Origin of the sequence: Nocardioides xinjiangensis (assembly GCF_017916385.1) — a bacterium.
Lineage (GTDB): Bacteria > Actinomycetota > Actinomycetes > Propionibacteriales > Nocardioidaceae > Nocardioides > Nocardioides xinjiangensis.
Window position 1 is genome coordinate 1,975,997 of record NZ_JAFMSW010000001.1, and the last position, 16,107, is coordinate 1,992,103.

Below are 16,107 nucleotides of genomic sequence, written 5' to 3' on the forward strand. Positions count from 1 at the left end.
CGACATGACTTTCGACGGAATCAAGGTCCAGCACGGACACCTCGACACGGGTGCGGCCGACGTGATGAAGGCCGCCAAGGACATCGAGGCCCGCCTCGACCAGCTCGAGAACGAGCTCAACCCGCTCAAGTCGGACTGGAACGGTAACGCCAAGATGGCCTACGACCAGGCCAAGGCCCGGTGGGACCAGGCGATGTCCGAGATGACCCTCCTGCTCCAGCAGGCCAGCCAGGGGGTCGACGCGTCCAACGCCGAGTACAAGGCCGCCGACGCGCGCGGAGCCAACCGGTTCTGAAACCCACCGGCTCGGCGCCCGCGCCGGCCACCGAGGCCGGTCGTCCCTCTCGGGCCGACCGTCCTCGGCCCGATTTCGGGGTGCGCCTTCGCCTAGGCTGCTCCCCGTCCGGCGCCGCCGCACCGCACGCGCGCGTGGGAGAACGACGATCAGGGGGAGACGCCAATGAGCCAGGGGTCCTCGGTCGCCTCGGGACTGGTCCGGGTGACCATCGCCTCGGGGTCCCGTCGCGTCGACCTGGTGCTGCCCGGCGCCATCCCCGTCGCCGAGCTCGTGCCCGAGCTCGCCCGGTCGGTCGGCCTGCTGGACGCCTCCACCGTCTACGGCGGCTATCGCCTGGTCACCCAGGAGGGCCGGGTCCTGGCCGACAACGCCGGACTCACCATGCAGGGCATCGAGGACGGCGGCCTGCTGACCGTCACCGCCGGCGTCGACGAGAAGGCGCCCCGCGTCTACGACGACGTGGTGGAGGCGATGGCCGACGTCGTGGAGAACGAGCTCAAGCCGTGGGAGCCCGCGGCGGGGCGGCGTACGGCACTGGGTGCGGGCAGCATCCTGCTCGGCCTGGGTGCCCTCGCGCTCCTGCTGCAGGGCGAGAGCCTGCTCGGCGGCGTGGCCGCGGCCGTCATCGCCTGTCTGCTCGTGGTGGGTGGCGTCGTGCTCGCCCGCGCCCAGCGCGAGCCGGAGGCCGCCATCGCGGTCTCGCTGCTGGCCGCGCTCTACGCCGGCGTCGCGGGCCTGCTCCTCGCGCCGGGTGAGCTGCCCATTTGGAGCTGGCCGCTCGCCGACACCTTCTTCGGCGACCCGCTCCTCTACGCGGGGCTGGGTGTCCTCGCCGTCGGCCTGTTCGCGGTGGTCGGGCTCCAGGACGGCCGACCGCTGGTCATCCCGGCCATCGTGGTCGGCGGCGTCCTCGTGGCCGGCTCGCTGCTGGTGCGGGTCGCCTCGCTCGAGCCGAGCGTCGTCCTCACGGTGCTGCTCACCCTCGTCGTGCTGGCCGGCAGCGTCTTCCCCTGGCTCGCCCTCGGCGTCACCGGCACCAGCGTCGACCAGCTCTACTCGCTGCACGACATCACCGCCGACCCCGACGAGATCGACCCCGGCGAGGTGGCCGACGACGCCCGCGTCGGACACGAGATCCTCTTCGCGGTGTCCGCCACCGTCGGGACGCTGCTCGTCCTCCTCGCGCCGTTCGCGGTCGGCCGCGGCGTCCACGGCACCGTCCTCGCTGCGGTGTGCTGCCTGGCGGTCATGTTCCGCACCCGCCAGTACCGCACCGGCTCCGAGGTCCTGGCCGGGCTCGCCTCCGGCATCCTCGGCCTGGTGTCGGTGGCGGTCGCCATGCTGCTGATCCACGACGAGTGGCGCGCCGGGGCGGCCATCGGCCTCGCCGGTGTCGGTGCCGTGCTGCTGTCGCTCACCCTGGTCCCCGCCTCGCCCTCCGTTCGCCGGGGACGCATGGGCGACGTCGTGGAGACCATGACCCTGCTGGCGCTGCTGCCGCTGATGGTCCTCGCGGCCGGGTTCGTCTCCGCGGTGGCGGGCTGAGGCGGCACCGGTACCCATGGCGACCAAGAAGGACCTCGTCGAGGCGCACGCGTTCAGCCGGCGACGCCTGGTGACGGCGTTCGTCTCGGGCGCTCCCGGCGGCCGCGAGGTCGAGCCGGTCCGACCGGGGCGGGTGCTGATCGGCGGCATCGCGCTGTCGGTGCTGCTCCTCGCCGGCGCCGCCATCGCCGGCTTCCTGCTCGGCCGACCCCCCGCGGAGTGGCTCGACAAGGGCAGCTTCGTCATCTCCAAGGACACCGGCGAGCAGTACGTCGTCCTCCGCGGTGGCGAGGACCCCCTCCTCCAGCGGGTGCCCAACTACGTCTCCGCCCAGCTGCTGCTCGGGCAGGCGGAGCTCACCCCGTACACGGTGCGCGACAAGTACATCCGCACCGTGCAGCTCGGCGAGGACCTCGGCATCGAGGGCGCGCCGGCCGGCCTGCCGTCGGCCGACGAGCTGGTCGGTGACGGCTGGACCGCGTGCACCGGGTCCGGGGTCGGCATCCAGCTGGCGATCCAGCAGACGCCGGCGGTCGAGGACCGGGTGGGCTCGGCGTTCCTCGTCGAGAGCAGGGGGAGGCAGTGGCTGATCGCGACCGCGCCGGCGGTCGGCAGCACCCCGGGCCGCGCCTACCGCTTCGCCATGCCGAGCGACGAGACGCAGTCCTCGACGCTGGGGACCCGCCTGGGCTTCGGTGCCTCGGCCACCGAGGTGGACGAGGCCTGGCTCAACCTCTTCCCGGTGGGCGACGAGCTCGAGCGTGACGCGTTCGGCGTGACCCGCGCGGGGGAGCGGGTGCCGTACGCCGCCACCGGCACGGACCTGTCCCGCTACCGCATCGGCGACCTCCTGCGGTCCGGCACCGGTGCCTACTACCTGCTCGGCGACGAGAAGCCCGAGCGCCTCACCGACTTCGCCGCCATGGTCTACGGCGTGGTCGGCGGCCCCGCCGAGGACCTCCCGGAGGACCTCATCGCCTCCTTCGGCGACGTCCGGTTCCCGGCCGAGTGGCCGGACGAGGTCCCGCAGCCGATCGCCGACGGCGCGCTGTGCGCGGTGCTGCACCCCGGTGCGGACCGGGCCGCCTCGGTCAGCCTGGCGACGAACCCGACGGGCGCAGCCGACCCGGCGGAGGTCGGCGCCGGCCACCACGCCGTCGACGTCGAGCCCAGCGCGGGCGCCTACGTGCTGTCCGGCTCGGGGGAGACCGCCGACAGCGGCACGCCCTACGTCGTCGACACGAAGGGCGCCAAGTACCTGCTCATCGGCTCCGAGGTGCCCGACTACATCGGCTACGCCGAGGTCGACCCCCCGCTGGTGCCGAGCTCGTGGCTGGAGTTCTTCGAGCCGGGCGTCCCGCTCTCGACCAACAGCGCGCGACGCGTGCCCGAGGACGCCCCGCCGGCCGACGACGCGGCGGCGGACGCGGGCTGATGGGCCGCACGCGACTGCGGGCGACGGTCGCCGCCGGTGTGCTGGCCGCCTCGGTCGTCCCCGCCTGGGCCCCCGCGGCCGAGGCCGACCACTCGGCGCCGTGCCTCACCGACCAGGTGCCCGGCTCGGAGCGTCTCGCCGACGCGCACGCCGACGAGAACCTCGCGCTCGAGCGCATGCACGTCGAGCAGGCGCACGAGGTCGGCACCGGACGCGGCGCGAAGGTGGCGGTGATCGACAGCGGCGTCGCGCCGGTGGACGGCCTCGCCGTCACCGGTCGCGTCGCGATCCCGGGCGTCGCACCCGACGCCGTCCTGTCCGGCCACGGCACGATCGTCGCCGGCCTGATCGCCGGGCCGCGCGGGGTCGCGCCCGACGCCGAGGTGTTCGACGTCAAGGTGTTCGACGTCGAGCAGGCAGACCCGAGCCGCGGCGAGCGGCCGCTGACCTCCGCCGGCATCGTCGCCGGCATCGAGGCGGTCATCGCCGCGCAGCCGCGGCAGCGGTTCGACGTCGTCAACATCTCCCTCGCGGTCCGTCAGTCCGACCCGGCGCTCGAGGCGGCCGTCGCCCGCCTCGTGGCGCTCGACGTGGTGGTGGTCGCCGCAGCCGGCAACGTCGACGGCGACGCCGACACCGGCCGGGGCACGCCCGGCAACGACGCCGAGGTCTTCCCCGCCGACTACCCCGGCGTGCTCACGGTGAGCGCGACCCCGCCGGGCGACGAGAGTCCCGCCGGCTACGTGCTGCCCAACCTGGACACCGACGTCGCCGCGCCGACACTGGGCGCCGTCTCCCTCAACGCCACCGGGCAGGTCTGCGTCGTCGACGAGGTCGCGACCTCATGGGCCGCCGCCGAGGTCAGCGGCGTCCTGGCACTGCTGGCGCAGCGCTTCCCGCGGGAGACGCCTCGCCAGCTCGTGGCACGGCTCCGGGCCACCACCGAGGGCGGCGGCGCCTCGCAGCGGCACGCCGTCGAGAACCCGTGGACCGGCGCCGGTGTCGTGCAGGCCCACGACGCGCTGACCCGCCAGATCGAGCCGGGACGCCGCGGCACGGTCCGCACGACGGTGCGGGAGACCCGCGCCGACGCGCAGGCGCCGCCGGCGCCGGAGCGGGTCGACCTGTTCAGCACGCCGCGAGCGATCCTGCTGTGGTCGGGCCTCGCGGCCGGGTCGCTGCTCGCGCTCGCGTTCATGCTGCGGCCGCTGGTGCGCCGGTCGCGGCCGTAACGGGGGTGGCGCGTGGTGCGGCATGATGGAATGGACCATGACCGACACCGCGGACGAGCCCGTCGCCGTGATCCTGGCGGGCGGCCAGGGGTCGCGCCTGTGGCCGATCAGCCGGGACCGCGCCCCCAAGCAGTTCCAGCCGGTCGTCCGCGACCGGCCACTCCTCACCGGCACGATCGAGCGGCTGAGCGAGATCGTCGACCCGCGCCGAATCCATGTCTCCACGCGGGCTCGCTTCGCCGACGCAGCGCGCGCGAACCTCGGCCCGGTGCCGGCCGAGAACCTGATCCTGGAGGAGGACCCGGCCGGCCCGGCGACCGCCTTCGCGCTCAGCCTCGCGACCCTCGCCCAGGAGTACGGCGACGTTCCTGCACTCATCGCCCCCTCGGACCACCTCATCAACGAGGAGGAAGCCTTCAACGCGGCCTCGCGCGACATGCTCGCCCAGCTCGAGGAGTCCCCGGGCTCGATGGTGGTGCTGGGTGCGCAGCCGACGCGGTACGACCCCAGCCTCGGCTACATCCACACCAAGGGTGGGGACGGCGCGGTCGAGGTGATCGCGTCGTTCCACGAGAAGCCCGACGCGGAGACGGTCGACGAGCTGGCAGGCACCGGTTCGCTCTACTGGAACACTGCCTGCTACGGCGTACGGGTGGGTCCGGCGTGTGACGCCTACCGGACGGCGCTGCCGTTGATCTTCGACGCGATCGAGCGATTCGCGCGCGGCCGTACCGCCGACCAGGCCTACCGGGGAGCGGCCATCGGCGGCCACGAGATCCATCCCCTGATGTGGGCCGGGATGGAGTGCCTGGTCGTGCCCCGCCAGCTGGGGTGGACCGACGTCGGCACCTGGACCCGCCTGGAGCGGGTGCTGCACGACCAGCGGGTCACCTCGATCGGTCCCGCGCTGCAGCTGGACGCCGAGGACACCCTCGTGGCCAGCATGGACGGGCGCCCCGTCGTCACGCTGGGTGCCCGGGGACTCATCGTGGTCACCCACGAGGACGCCGTCTACGTGCTCGACAAGCAGAAGGCACTTGACACCGGCACGCTGGAGCGGCTGCGTTCGCTCCTCGCGGCCAGCACGCGCGAAGATCTCCTCTGACCCGGCACCGGACGCGACGCACCCGAGCGAAGGAACCCATGTCCCACGAGAACAGCCAGCACATCGTCGTCGTCGGCACCAAGCCCGACATCATCAAGCAGGCGCCGATCTACCACGAGCTGCGCGCCCGCGGTCACGACGTCGTGCTCTGCCACACCGGGCAGCACTACGACCACAACCTCTCGCAGTCGATGCTCGACGAGTTCGGCGTGCGCGAGGACATCAACCTGGAGGTACGCGGCGGCGTCAACGACCTCGTCTCCGGCATCACCGCCAAGCTCGCGCTCTACCTGCGCGGCTTCGCCGAGCGAGGCGGCTTCCCGATCACCTACGTCCACGGCGACACCACGACGGCCATGGCCGGCGCGCTGGCCACCTTCGGCGAGCGCCAGGCGCTGGTGCACGTCGAGGCCGGCCTCCGCACCCTCTCGCCCACGGCCGAGGTGCTCCGCGGCTGGCTCGAGCAGGGCGCCGACCTCGACTGGGCGTCGTTCCGCGAGCAGTCGATCGACCGCGCCAGCTGGTCCAAGGGCAGCCGCGAGCCGTCGCCCGAGCAGTTCAACACCCGCGTCGCCGACGCCGGCTCCGACCTGCACGCCGCGCCGGTCGAGCTCAACCGCGAGTTCCTCGTCGAGGAGGGCTTCGCGCCGGCGGCCATCGACGTCGTCGGCAACTCCGTCGTCGACGCGCTCGCGCAGGCGGTCGCTGGCAGCGACAAGAACCAGGTGCTCCAGAAGTACCCGCAGATGGGCGACGGCTCGTTCCTCCGCTTCTGCGTGCACCGCCGGGAGAACACGACCAACCGCGACCGGTTCAACCTGCTGATGGACGCCATGGAGGACCTGCTCGAGCAGGGGCACCACGTCCTCTTCATCCGTCTGCTGGGCACCGAGGCGGCCATCGACAACTTCGGCCGGCGCCAGTGGCTGGAGGACCTCGAGGCGCGGTTCGGCGACGCGCTCATCTCCACGCCGGTGTGGGACAGCTACCTCGACGTCGTCGCCGCGATGTCGATGTGCGCGGTCATCGTCACCGACTCCGGCAGCATCGTCGAGGAGGCCAACGTGCTGCAGGTGCCCTGCGTGACGCTGCGGTTCGGCTCCGACCGCTCCGAGACCTTCCTCGCCGGCAGCAACTTCCTCGCCCCGCCCGTCGACAAGACGCTGATGGTGAGCGTCATCCACAACGTCTTCGAGCACCGCGCGGAGCTCTCCTGGGAGCGGGTCTACCCCGAGAAGGCGTCGGCGATGCTGGCCGACGCGGTCGAGCGTCGCCTCGATGAGGGCAGCCTGCTGATCTCCGAGGAGTGGCGCTACGGGCTCAAGGCCAAGCTGCGCTGACGCCCTCACGACGCCGTCGCGACGTGACGAGGGCCCCGCACCTGCTCGGTGCGGGGCCCTCGTGCCGGCGGAGGTAGGGGGATTCGAACCCCCGAGGGCTGTTAACCCAACCCGCTTTCCAAGCGAGCGCCATAGGCCACTAGGCGATACCTCCGCGGAGGAGAGTACCGGTCGGCTCTCCGGCCGGTGAAATCGCCCGGGCCGGGTTTGGGCCGCCGTCCCCGGCTCGCCTAGACTCCCGGCCAACCCCCCACGCGGCGTCACCTCGCCCAACTCCCCCAGGGCCGGAAGGCAGCAAGGGCAAGCGAGCTCTGACGGGTGCGTGGGGGGCCTTCTCATGTCCGGCGCCGTGTCGCCCGGGCCGGTCGTACGCGCGGTGGTCGCTGTGGGCGGGCCCGGTTAGGGTTTCCGACGTGGAGTCACCGCTCGCGCTCTATCGCCGCTACCGGCCCGAGACCTTCCAGGAGGTCATCGGGCAGGACCACGTGACCGAGCCGCTCCGGGCCGCCCTGGCGGCCAACCGGGTGAACCACGCCTACCTGTTCTCCGGCCCGCGCGGCTGCGGCAAGACCACCTCCGCGCGCATCCTGGCCCGGGCGCTCAACTGCGCCCAGGCCCCGGTGGCCGATCCCTGCGGCGAGTGCGACAGCTGCCGCGACCTCGCCCGCGGCGGGCCCGGGTCGATCGACGTCATCGAGATCGACGCGGCCTCCCACGGTGGCGTCGACGACGCCCGCGACCTGCGCGAGAAGGCGTTCTTCGCGCCCGTCCGCGACCGCTACAAGGTCTACATCATCGACGAGGCGCACATGGTCACCACGCAGGGCTTCAACGCCCTGCTCAAGCTCGTCGAGGAGCCGCCGCCGCACCTGCGGTTCATCTTCGCCACGACCGAGCCCGACAAGGTGCTGCCGACGATCCGCTCGCGCACCCACCACTACCCCTTCCGGCTGATCCCGCCCCGGCTGCTGAGCGACTACCTCACGCAGCTCGCCGCCGAGGAGGGCGTGGCGATCGAGTCCGCCGCCCTGCCGCTCGTCGTGCGCGCCGGAGCGGGCTCCGCGCGCGACACGCTGTCCGTGCTCGACCAGCTGCTCGGCGGGGCCGGTCCCGACGGGGTGACCCACAAGCTCGCGACCGACCTGCTCGGCTTCACCCCCGACTCGCTGCTCGACGAGGTGGTCGAGGCCTTCGCCACCCGCGACGGCGCCACGGTCTTCTCGGTCGTCGACAAGGTGGTCGAGACCGGGCAGGACCCGCGCCGCTTCACCGAGGACCTGCTCCGGCGGCTGCGCGACCTCGTCATCGTCACCGCGGTGCCCGACGCCCCGGCGACCGGCCTCATCGACGTCTCGGAGGACGCCGGCGAGCGCCTGGTGGGTCAGGCCGCCCGCTTCGGCGCCATCGAGCTCAGCCGGGCCGCCGACATCGTCGCGGCCGGGCTCACCGAGATGCGCGGCGCCACCGCGCCGCGCCTGCTCCTCGAGCTGCTCTGCGCGCGCGTGCTGCTGCCGGGCGCCGACCACACCTCCGACGGCGTGATGGCACGCCTCGAGCGCATCGAGCGCCGGCTGGACGTCACCGGCGCGCCCGCACCGGCCCCGCGGTCGGCTGACCCGGCCCCCGCGGCGAGGCCTGCCGCGTCGTCGGCTCCGGCCGCCTCCGGGGCTCCGGCCGCCCCCGCTGCCCCGTCCCCGGCAGCTCCGGCAGCCTCCGCGGCCGCGTCCCCAGCGCCCACCCGCACCGACGAGCCGGCGCCGCCTCCGCCGATCCCGTCCGCGGCTCCCCACGACGACGGCCCGCCGCCGCCTCCGCCCATGCCCACCTCGGCGCCCACCTCGATGCCCACCTCGGCGCCGACGTCCGCGCCGCAGGCGCCTCCGGTCGTGGCCGACCCGGCGCCGGCCACCGCGTCCGCGGTCGGGCCCGACGCGCCGGTCGCGCAGCAGCCGGCCGGTCCGCGCGGCGGCCTCAGCCTGGTCGACGTACGTCGCCTCTGGCCCGACATCCTCGAGCAGACCAAGAACCGTCGCCGGCTCGCGTGGATGGTGCTCTCCCAGCACGCACACGTGGTCGACGTGGACGGCGTGCGCCTGACCGTCGGCTTCGCCAACGCCGGCGCTCGTGACTCCTTCGTCAACGGCGGCTGCGACGAGATCCTGCGCCAGGCCGCGATCGACATCGTGGGGATGGACTGGCGCATCGAGTCGATCGTCGACCCGTCCGGCGCCGGGGCCGACGCGCCGGTGGTCCGCCAGGCCGCCACCGACCCCGCTCCGGTCGGCGCGCCCCTGCGCGCTCCCGTGCAGGCGGCCCCGGACACGCCGCCCGCATGGGTGACCGGTGCCGCCGCCCCCGCCGTCGTGCAGGCCGCCGAGCCGCCGGTCTCGGCCGCCTCGGCGCGCGAGGCACTGGAGGCGGCCCGTTCCGGGGGCGGCACCGAGCCGTCCGGGCCGGTGCGCTCGGCCGACGACGACGTCGACCCCGACGACCCCGACGCCGAGACGGCAGCGCTCGACACGGAGTCGCTGCTGAGCCAGACCCTCGGCGCCCGGCTGATCGAGGAGATCACCAACGACTGAGCGCTGCGACCAGGCGCCCGACCCCCCGACCCGACGCTCGACCCGACCCTCGACCCCGACCCTGACGTGGGAGACCCGATGACCCAGAACCCGTTCGACGCCCTCGGTGGCGGCTTCGACATGAACGCCCTCCTCCAGCAGGCGCAGCAGATGCAGCAACAGCTCGAGCAGGCGCAGGCCGACCTCGCCGAGCAGACCGTCGAGGGCACCGTCGCGGGCGGTGCGGTCACCGTCACCGCCAACGGCGTGGGCGAGCTGGTCGAGGTGACGATCCGCGCCGGGGAGTTCGACGGCAGCGACCCCGACGACCTGTCCGACCTCTCCGACCTCATCGTCGCCGCCTACCGCGACGCGCGGGCGAAGTCCGAGGCCCTGGCCGGTGAGTCGCTCGGGCCGCTGGCCGGAGGCCTGGGCGGTCTCGGCGGTGGGACCGGCGGCGGGCCGGGCCTGCCCGGCCTGGGCTGAGGCACCCCTTGTACGAAGGTGTCGTCCAGGACCTGATCGACGAGCTCGGCAGGCTGCCGGGCGTGGGCCCGAAAAGCGCACAGCGCATCGCCTTCCACCTGCTGCAGGCCGAGCCCACCGACGTCCGCCGCCTCGCGGACGTGCTGATCGAGGTCAAGGCCAGGGTGAAGTTCTGCTCGACCTGCTTCAACGTCAGCGAGGACGAGCAGTGCCGCATCTGCCGCGACGAGCGGCGCGACCCGAGCGTGCTGTGCGTCGTCGAGGAGTACAAGGACGTCGTCGCCATCGAGCGCACCCGCGAGTTCCGCGGCCGCTACCACGTCCTCGGCGGTGCGATCTCCCCGATCGACGGCATCGGCCCCGACCAGCTCCACGTGAAGGAGCTGATGCCCCGACTGGCCGACGGCGCGGTCACCGAGGTGATCCTGGCCACCGACCCCAACCTCGAGGGCGAGGCCACCGCGACCTACCTCACGCGACTGCTCCTGCCGATGGGGTTGCGCGTCACCCGCTTGGCGAGTGGACTTCCGGTGGGTGGTGACCTCGAGTACGCCGACGAGGTCACGCTCGGCCGGGCGTTCGCCGGAAGGAGATCAGCCGAATGACCGACGATGACCAGATCAGGTTCGAGGAGCAGATCGCCGACTCGGTGACGAGCTTCCTGCTCGCCCTGCGCGCGATCGCGCGCGAGGGCAACGGGGCGCAGGCGGTGTCGCTGCTGCTGCTCGAGATCAGCCAGGTGCTGCTCGCCGGAGCCCGGCTCGGCGCGCAGACCGACTTCACCCCCCGCGAGGAGTTCCAGCCCGACGTGGGTCCCGAGGCCGACATCGACGACCTGCGACTGCGCCTGGCGGACATGCTCGGGGGCGTCGACGCCTACACCTTCGTCTTCGACCCCTACGTCCCGGAGCTGGTCGAGAGCCGGCTCTCCGACGACCTGGCGTCGATCGCCATCGACCTCGAGAACGGCCTGCGCCACTTCCGCGCCGGTGACGTCGAGGAGGCGCTGTGGTGGTGGCAGTTCTCCTACGTCAACAACTGGGGCAACCTTGCCGGGGCGGCGCTCAACGCGCTGCTCACCGTGGTCGCACACGACCGCTTCGACACCGACTTCGAGGCCGACGCCGAGGCGGTGGCCGTCGCCGATGAGATGCTCGGCAGTACGCCTGTGGTGCAGCCGTAGAATCGTCGGTGGCCTCCCGGCAACGGCGCCGGTGGGCACGCCACACCAACGCGGCCGCTGACGGCTGCACCCCGACCCGAGGACCAACCGTGGGCATTGTCGTGCAGAAGTACGGCGGCTCCTCGCTCGCCGACGCCGACGCGATCAAGCGCGTGGCGCGGCGCATCGTGGACGTCAAGAAGTCCGGCCACGACGTGGTCGTCGCCGTCTCCGCCATGGGCGACACCACCGACGACCTGCTCGACCTGGCCACCGGCGTCTCGCCGCTGCCGCCGGCGCGCGAGATGGACATGCTGCTGACGGCGGGGGAGCGCATCTCGATGGCGCTGGTGGCGATGGCCATCAGCGACCTCGGCTTCACCGCCCGGTCGTTCACCGGCTCGCAGGCGGGCGTGATCACCGACTCGGTCCACGGCAAGGCCAAGATCATCGACGTGACGCCCGGCCGCATCACGCAGGCGATCGGCGAGGGCCACATCGTCATCGTCGCGGGCTTCCAGGGCGTCTCGGCGGACACCAAGGAGATCACCACGCTCGGTCGCGGCGGCACCGACACCACGGCCGTCGCGCTGGCGGCCGCCCTCGAGGCCGACGTCTGCGAGATCTACACCGACGTCGACGGCGTCTTCACCGCCGACCCCCGGATCGTCCCCAGCGCCCGCAAGCTGGGCCGGGTCTCCTACGAGGAGATGCTCGAGCTGGCCGCGTGCGGCGCCAAGATCCTGCACCTGCGGTGCGTGGAGTACGGCCGCCGCTACGGCATCCCGATCCACGTGCGCTCGTCGTTCAGCCAGCTCGAAGGCACCTGGGTCGTCAACGACCCGCAGCTCAGCGGACCCAGCCAGGGAGAGACCATGGAACAGCCCATCATCGCCGGCGTGGCCCACGACCGCAGCGAGGCCAAGATCACCGTCGTCGGCGTGCCGGACAAGGTCGGCGAGGCCGCCCGCATCTTCGAGGCGCTCGCCGACGCGCAGATCAACCTCGACATGATCGTGCAGAACATCTCCGCGGCGGCGACGAGCCTGACCGACATCTCCTTCACCCTGCCCCGCAGCGACGGGCAGACGGCGATGACCGCCCTCGCGCGCATCCAGGCCGAGGTCGGCTACGACAAGCTGCTCTACGACGACAAGATCGGCAAGGTGTCGCTCATCGGCGCCGGCATGCGCTCGCACCCCGGCATCACGTCGAAGTTCTTCGGTGCCCTGGCCTCCGCGGGCGTCAACATCGGGATGATCTCGACGTCGGAGATCCGCATCTCGGTGATCGTCGACGAGAACGCCGTGGACGACGCCGTCCGCGCCACCCACACGGCGTTCGACCTCGACGCCGACGAGGTCGAGGCCGTGGTCTACGGAGGGACCGGACGATGAGCGACACCGTGAACATCGGCATCGTGGGTGCCACCGGGCAGGTCGGCGTCGCGATGCGGCAGATCCTCCTCGAGCGGGAGTTCCCGGCCGACCGGGTCCGCTTCTTCGCCTCCTCGCGGTCCGCCGGCACGGTGCTGCCCTTCGGCGACCGTGAGATCACCGTCGAGGACGCCGCGAGCGCCGACCCGGCCGGGCTCGACATCGCGCTGTTCTCCGCCGGTGCCACCACCTCCCGCGCCCTCGCGCCGCGGTTCGTCGACGCCGGCGTCGTCGTCGTCGACAACTCCTCGGCCTACCGCAAGGACCCCGACGTCCCCCTCGTGGTCTCCGAGGTCAACCCCGACGCGATGGCCGGCGTGATCGAGTCGGGGCGCGGCATCATCGCCAACCCCAACTGCACGACCATGGCGGCGATGCCGGTGCTCAAGCCGCTGCACGACGAGGCCGGCCTGGCCCGGCTCGTCGTCTCGACCTACCAGGCGGTCTCCGGCTCCGGCGTCGCCGGGGTCGACGAGCTCGCCAACGGCGTGGCGCAGGCGGGCGACAAGGCGCGCGAGCTGGCCTACGACGGCTCGGCGATCACCTTCCCGGACCCGGTGAAGTACGTCGAGCCGATCGCCTACAACGTGCTGCCGATGGCGGGATCGATCGTCGACGACGGGCTCAACGAGACCGACGAGGAGCAGAAGCTGCGCAACGAGTCGCGCAAGATCCTCGGCCTGCCCGACCTGCTCGTCTCCGGGATCTGCGTCCGGGTGCCGGTCTTCACCGGCCACTCGCTCGCCGTCAACGCCGAGTTCGAGCGGGCCATGACCCCCGCCCGCGCCCGCGAGATCCTCGCGTCCGCGCCGGGCGTCGAGCTCGACGAGGTGCCGACCCCGCTGAAGGCCGCCGGGCGGGACCCGTCCTACGTCGGCCGGCTGCGGCAGGACCCCGGCGCGCCGGGCGACCGCGGCCTGGCGATGTTCATCAGCAACGACAACCTGCGCAAGGGCGCGGCCCTCAACACCGTGCAGATCGCGGAGCTCGTCGCAGCCGCGCGCTGATCACCGGACGTCGTGGGGTGCGCTGCCCCCGACGGCCGGCTCACCGCCCCCCACGGCCGTGGTGACCCACCACGACCCCGCGTAGGCGACCAGCGACGCCACCGGGACGGCGAGGACGCCCCACCACTCGTCCAGCGAGCCCAGCAGGAACACCATCACCAGCACGGCCAGGACGCCGACGGCCAGGAGGCTGGTCGAGCCGGCGTCGGCGACGCCGCAGGCGCGCAGCAGCAGTGTGCCGGCCCAGGCCAGCGCGACCAGCGTGGCGAGGAGGATCGGCAGTCCGGCAGCGCCCCCGCACGACGACGTCCCGCGCGCGGCGCTGCAGCCCGCGGCGGCGAGCCAGCCGAGGAGGACGGCGAGCCCTCCGACCAGGACGCCGGTGACTGCCGCGGCCGGCAGCCCACCGAGCCGGATCGTCCGTCCCTCGCGCGGCCCCCGGCGGGCCGAGGGCCGGGAGGGCTCGGAGGGCTCCGAGGGCCGGCGAGGCAGGGAGGGCTGGGAGGGCTCCGAGGGCTGTGGAGGCAGGGAGGGCTGGGGAGGCCCGGCGGCGGGCCCGGCCGCGGACGCACCGCCGGTCGGGGCAGGGGGACGCCCCTCGCGCGCCCTGCTCCTGCGCCGCAGCGACAGGGAGGGCATCTCCAGGGAGGGACCGTCGTCGGGCGTGCCGTCTGCCATGGGGGGAAGTGTGCCAAATGGCAGGAGCTCCCGGACCCGTGACGGGTCCGGGAGCTCCACGCTGTCGGGCTGACAGGATTTGAACCTGCGGCCTCCTCGTCCCGAACGAGGCGCGCTACCAAGCTGCGCCACAGCCCGCCGCCCGGCCAGGGATCTGGCCGGGCAACGCGGGCGAGCATACCGGAGCGGTCAGGCCGCCCCGAAATCGCCCCGGCGCCGGGTGAGGGTCAGGTGCGTGACACCCGTCGGCGACGACACCGACTCCACGTGGAAGGCGTCCTCGATCCCCTCGAGGCCGTCCCACAGCCGGGCGCCGCGACCCAGCACGATCGGCACGACCACCACGTGGAGGTGGTCGACGAGCCCGGCGGCGACGAAGTCGCGGATCGTGGTCGCGCCGCCTCCGAGGCGTACGTCGAGGTCGCCGGCCGCCTGCTGCGCGACGGCGAGCGCCTCGGCGGGCGAGGCGTCCAGGAAGTGGAAGGTGGTCCCACCCGACATCTCCAGCGGTGGTCGGGGGCGGTGGGTCAGGACGTACGTCGGGGTGTGGAACGGCGGGTCGTCGCCCCACCATCCCCGCCAGTCGGGATCGTCCTGCCAGCCGGGCGGACCGAACTTGTTGGCTCCCATGACCTCGGCACCGAAGCCGACTGCGTGGCGGGCCGCGAACGCGGCGTCCACGCCTCGCGCGCCGCCCTCGGGGTCCCAGAAGTCCGTCGCGAACATCCACTGGTGCAGGCGTTCGCCGGCATGCCCGAAGGGGGACTCCAGCGACTGCGGCTCACCCGCGCCGAAGCCGTCGAGCGAGATCGAGAAGTTGTGGACGCGCACGAGCGGCACGGAGACCTCCTGGAGGCCGGCGGGGTCCTGTCGACCCAGGATGTCAGGACGCCGCCACCAGTGTCAGCAGCGTCGCCTCGGGACGGCACGCCACCCGGAACCGGATGTAGGGGTTCGTGCCGAGCCCGGCCGAGACGTGCAGCCAGGCGGAGCCCTCGTCGCCCGGCGCGGACGTCGCCGGGTGGCGGTGCAGGCCGCGGGCCCGGCCGCGGTCGAGGTCGCAGTTGGTGGTGAGCGCCCGGCCGGGACCTCCGAGCGTGGGCAGGCAGACCTGGCCGCCGTGCGTGTGTCCCGCGATGATGGCGTCGTAGCCGTCGCGCGCGAACTGGTCGAGCACGCGGAGGTACGGCGCGTGGGTGACGGCGAGGCGCACGTCCGCGGTCCTGTCGGCCGGTCCGGCCACCCGGTCGAGGTCGTCGTAGCGCAGGTGCGGGTCGTCGACGCCGACGAACGCGAGGGAGGTGCCGCCCACGGTCAGGGCCGCGAAGCCGTTGGTGAGGTCCAGCCAGCCGGCCGAGTCGAAGCGGTCCTTGAGGTCGGGCCAGGGCAGCTGGGGAGTCGTGGTGTTGCGGTCACCTGTGTCGGGCAGCAGGTAGCGCACCGGGTTGCGCAGGCCCGGTGAGTAGTAGTCGTTGGAGCCGAGGACGTAGACGCCCGGGACGTCGAGCAGCGCGGCGAGGGCGTCGGCGACGACCGGCACCGCCCGCATGTGGGCGAGGTTGTCGCCGGTGTTGACGACGAGGTCCGGACGGAGGTCCGCGAGCCCGCGGAGCCACTCCTGCTTGGCCCGCTGGTCGGGCGTCATGTGGATGTCGCTGAGGTGCAGCACCCGCAGGGGGCCGTGCCCGGCCGGCAGCAGAGGGACGGTGACGCGCCGCAGCGTGTACTGCCGTGCCTCCCAGGCGGCGTACGTCGCCAGCCCCGCGCCGGCGACGGCGCCCGCGGTCGCCGCACGACGGACGAACGGGAGGGGGGGCACGGC

Annotated in this window: 15 protein-coding genes, 2 tRNA genes and 1 other RNA gene; 13 read left to right on the forward strand and 5 right to left on the reverse strand. The window is 73.2% G+C overall.

Going from position 1 to position 16,107, the window contains the following annotated elements; genetic code table 11:
* The first annotated feature begins 4 nt into the window (after positions 1–4).
* The 6 genes from J3P32_RS09305 (at position 5) to J3P32_RS09330 (ending at position 6,955) form a co-directional block, all read left to right on the forward strand.
* Positions 5–295: a WXG100 family type VII secretion target gene (locus tag J3P32_RS09305; RefSeq protein ID WP_210439502.1), complete on the forward strand. Its 291-nt coding sequence runs from the start codon at positions 5–7 to the stop codon at positions 293–295.
* A 165-nt stretch (positions 296–460) separates the two neighbouring features.
* Entirely contained in the window at positions 461–1,843 is a 1,383-nt protein-coding gene (gene eccD, locus J3P32_RS09310; protein WP_210439503.1) for a type VII secretion integral membrane protein EccD, read from the forward strand.
* A gap of 16 nt (positions 1,844–1,859) precedes the next feature.
* Entirely contained in the window at positions 1,860–3,278 is a 1,419-nt protein-coding gene (locus J3P32_RS09315) for a type VII secretion protein EccB (protein ID WP_210439504.1), read from the forward strand.
* On the forward strand, positions 3,278–4,510 hold the full coding sequence (locus J3P32_RS09320; protein WP_210439505.1) for a S8 family serine peptidase: 1,233 nt from the start codon (positions 3,278–3,280) through the stop codon (positions 4,508–4,510). Before J3P32_RS09315 ends, J3P32_RS09320 begins: the two co-directional genes overlap by 1 nt.
* Before the next feature lie 37 nt (positions 4,511–4,547).
* Complete coding sequence (locus tag J3P32_RS09325; protein ID WP_210439506.1) at positions 4,548–5,615, forward strand: sugar phosphate nucleotidyltransferase; 1,068 nt, start codon at positions 4,548–4,550, stop codon at positions 5,613–5,615.
* A gap of 38 nt (positions 5,616–5,653) precedes the next feature.
* Positions 5,654–6,955: a UDP-N-acetyl glucosamine 2-epimerase gene (locus J3P32_RS09330; RefSeq protein ID WP_210439507.1), complete on the forward strand. Its 1,302-nt coding sequence runs from the start codon at positions 5,654–5,656 to the stop codon at positions 6,953–6,955.
* A 68-nt stretch (positions 6,956–7,023) separates the two neighbouring features.
* Here J3P32_RS09330 and J3P32_RS09335 read toward each other — a convergent pair.
* A tRNA-Ser gene (locus J3P32_RS09335) sits at positions 7,024–7,109 on the reverse strand.
* A gap of 89 nt (positions 7,110–7,198) precedes the next feature.
* On the opposite strand from J3P32_RS09335, the gene ffs reads away from it, so the two are divergent.
* The 7 genes from ffs (at position 7,199) to J3P32_RS09370 (ending at position 13,607) form a co-directional block, all read left to right on the forward strand.
* An RNA gene (ffs, locus tag J3P32_RS09340) (signal recognition particle sRNA small type) lies at positions 7,199–7,291 on the forward strand.
* A gap of 77 nt (positions 7,292–7,368) precedes the next feature.
* The gene (locus J3P32_RS09345) at positions 7,369–9,537 is read left to right on the forward strand and encodes a DNA polymerase III subunit gamma and tau (protein WP_210439508.1); all 2,169 of its coding nucleotides are present in this window, start codon (positions 7,369–7,371) and stop codon (positions 9,535–9,537) included.
* Positions 9,538–9,615: 78 nt separating this feature from the next.
* Positions 9,616–10,002: a YbaB/EbfC family nucleoid-associated protein gene (locus tag J3P32_RS09350; RefSeq protein ID WP_210439509.1), complete on the forward strand. Its 387-nt coding sequence runs from the start codon at positions 9,616–9,618 to the stop codon at positions 10,000–10,002.
* Between the two features lie 8 nt (positions 10,003–10,010).
* Positions 10,011–10,607: a recombination mediator RecR gene (recR, locus tag J3P32_RS09355; protein ID WP_210439510.1), complete on the forward strand. Its 597-nt coding sequence runs from the start codon at positions 10,011–10,013 to the stop codon at positions 10,605–10,607.
* Entirely contained in the window at positions 10,604–11,185 is a 582-nt protein-coding gene (locus tag J3P32_RS09360; protein WP_210439511.1) for a DUF5063 domain-containing protein, read from the forward strand. The genes recR and J3P32_RS09360 overlap by 4 nt, the downstream gene beginning before the upstream one ends.
* A gap of 89 nt (positions 11,186–11,274) precedes the next feature.
* On the forward strand, positions 11,275–12,561 hold the full coding sequence (locus J3P32_RS09365) for an aspartate kinase (RefSeq protein ID WP_210439512.1): 1,287 nt from the start codon (positions 11,275–11,277) through the stop codon (positions 12,559–12,561).
* A complete protein-coding gene (locus J3P32_RS09370; protein ID WP_210439513.1) occupies positions 12,558–13,607 on the forward strand; it encodes an aspartate-semialdehyde dehydrogenase in 1,050 nt (349 codons plus the stop codon). Before J3P32_RS09365 ends, J3P32_RS09370 begins: the two co-directional genes overlap by 4 nt.
* On the opposite strand, the gene J3P32_RS09375 is transcribed toward J3P32_RS09370, so the two are convergent.
* The 4 genes from J3P32_RS09375 to J3P32_RS09390 all read right to left on the reverse strand — a co-directional run bounded on the left by J3P32_RS09375 (position 13,608) and on the right by J3P32_RS09390 (position 16,104).
* Positions 13,608–14,285, reverse strand: a complete 678-nt coding sequence (locus J3P32_RS09375; protein ID WP_210439514.1) for a hypothetical protein — start codon at positions 14,283–14,285, stop codon at positions 13,608–13,610.
* A gap of 64 nt (positions 14,286–14,349) precedes the next feature.
* A tRNA-Pro gene (locus J3P32_RS09380) sits at positions 14,350–14,423 on the reverse strand.
* Between the two features lie 51 nt (positions 14,424–14,474).
* A complete protein-coding gene (locus J3P32_RS09385; RefSeq protein ID WP_210439515.1) occupies positions 14,475–15,125 on the reverse strand; it encodes a dihydrofolate reductase family protein in 651 nt (216 codons plus the stop codon).
* A 43-nt stretch (positions 15,126–15,168) separates the two neighbouring features.
* Positions 15,169–16,104 (reverse strand): metallophosphoesterase, encoded by a 936-nt coding sequence (locus J3P32_RS09390; protein ID WP_307807827.1) that lies wholly within the window; start codon positions 16,102–16,104, stop codon positions 15,169–15,171.
* Between the last annotated feature and the right edge of the window lie 3 nt (positions 16,105–16,107).

Coding starts and splice junctions, on each gene's coding strand:
- J3P32_RS09305 (WP_210439502.1), top strand. CDS start 5: ATGACTTTCGACGGAATCAAGGTCCAGCACGGACACCTCGACACGGGT.
- eccD (WP_210439503.1), top strand. CDS start 461: ATGAGCCAGGGGTCCTCGGTCGCCTCGGGACTGGTCCGGGTGACCATC.
- J3P32_RS09315 (WP_210439504.1), top strand. CDS start 1,860: ATGGCGACCAAGAAGGACCTCGTCGAGGCGCACGCGTTCAGCCGGCGA.
- J3P32_RS09320 (WP_210439505.1), top strand. CDS start 3,278: ATGGGCCGCACGCGACTGCGGGCGACGGTCGCCGCCGGTGTGCTGGCC.
- J3P32_RS09325 (WP_210439506.1), top strand. CDS start 4,548: ATGACCGACACCGCGGACGAGCCCGTCGCCGTGATCCTGGCGGGCGGC.
- J3P32_RS09330 (WP_210439507.1), top strand. CDS start 5,654: ATGTCCCACGAGAACAGCCAGCACATCGTCGTCGTCGGCACCAAGCCC.
- J3P32_RS09350 (WP_210439509.1), top strand. CDS start 9,616: ATGACCCAGAACCCGTTCGACGCCCTCGGTGGCGGCTTCGACATGAAC.
- J3P32_RS09360 (WP_210439511.1), top strand. CDS start 10,604: ATGACCGACGATGACCAGATCAGGTTCGAGGAGCAGATCGCCGACTCG.
- J3P32_RS09370 (WP_210439513.1), top strand. CDS start 12,558: ATGAGCGACACCGTGAACATCGGCATCGTGGGTGCCACCGGGCAGGTC.
- J3P32_RS09375 (WP_210439514.1), bottom strand. CDS start 14,285: ATGGCAGACGGCACGCCCGACGACGGTCCCTCCCTGGAGATGCCCTCC.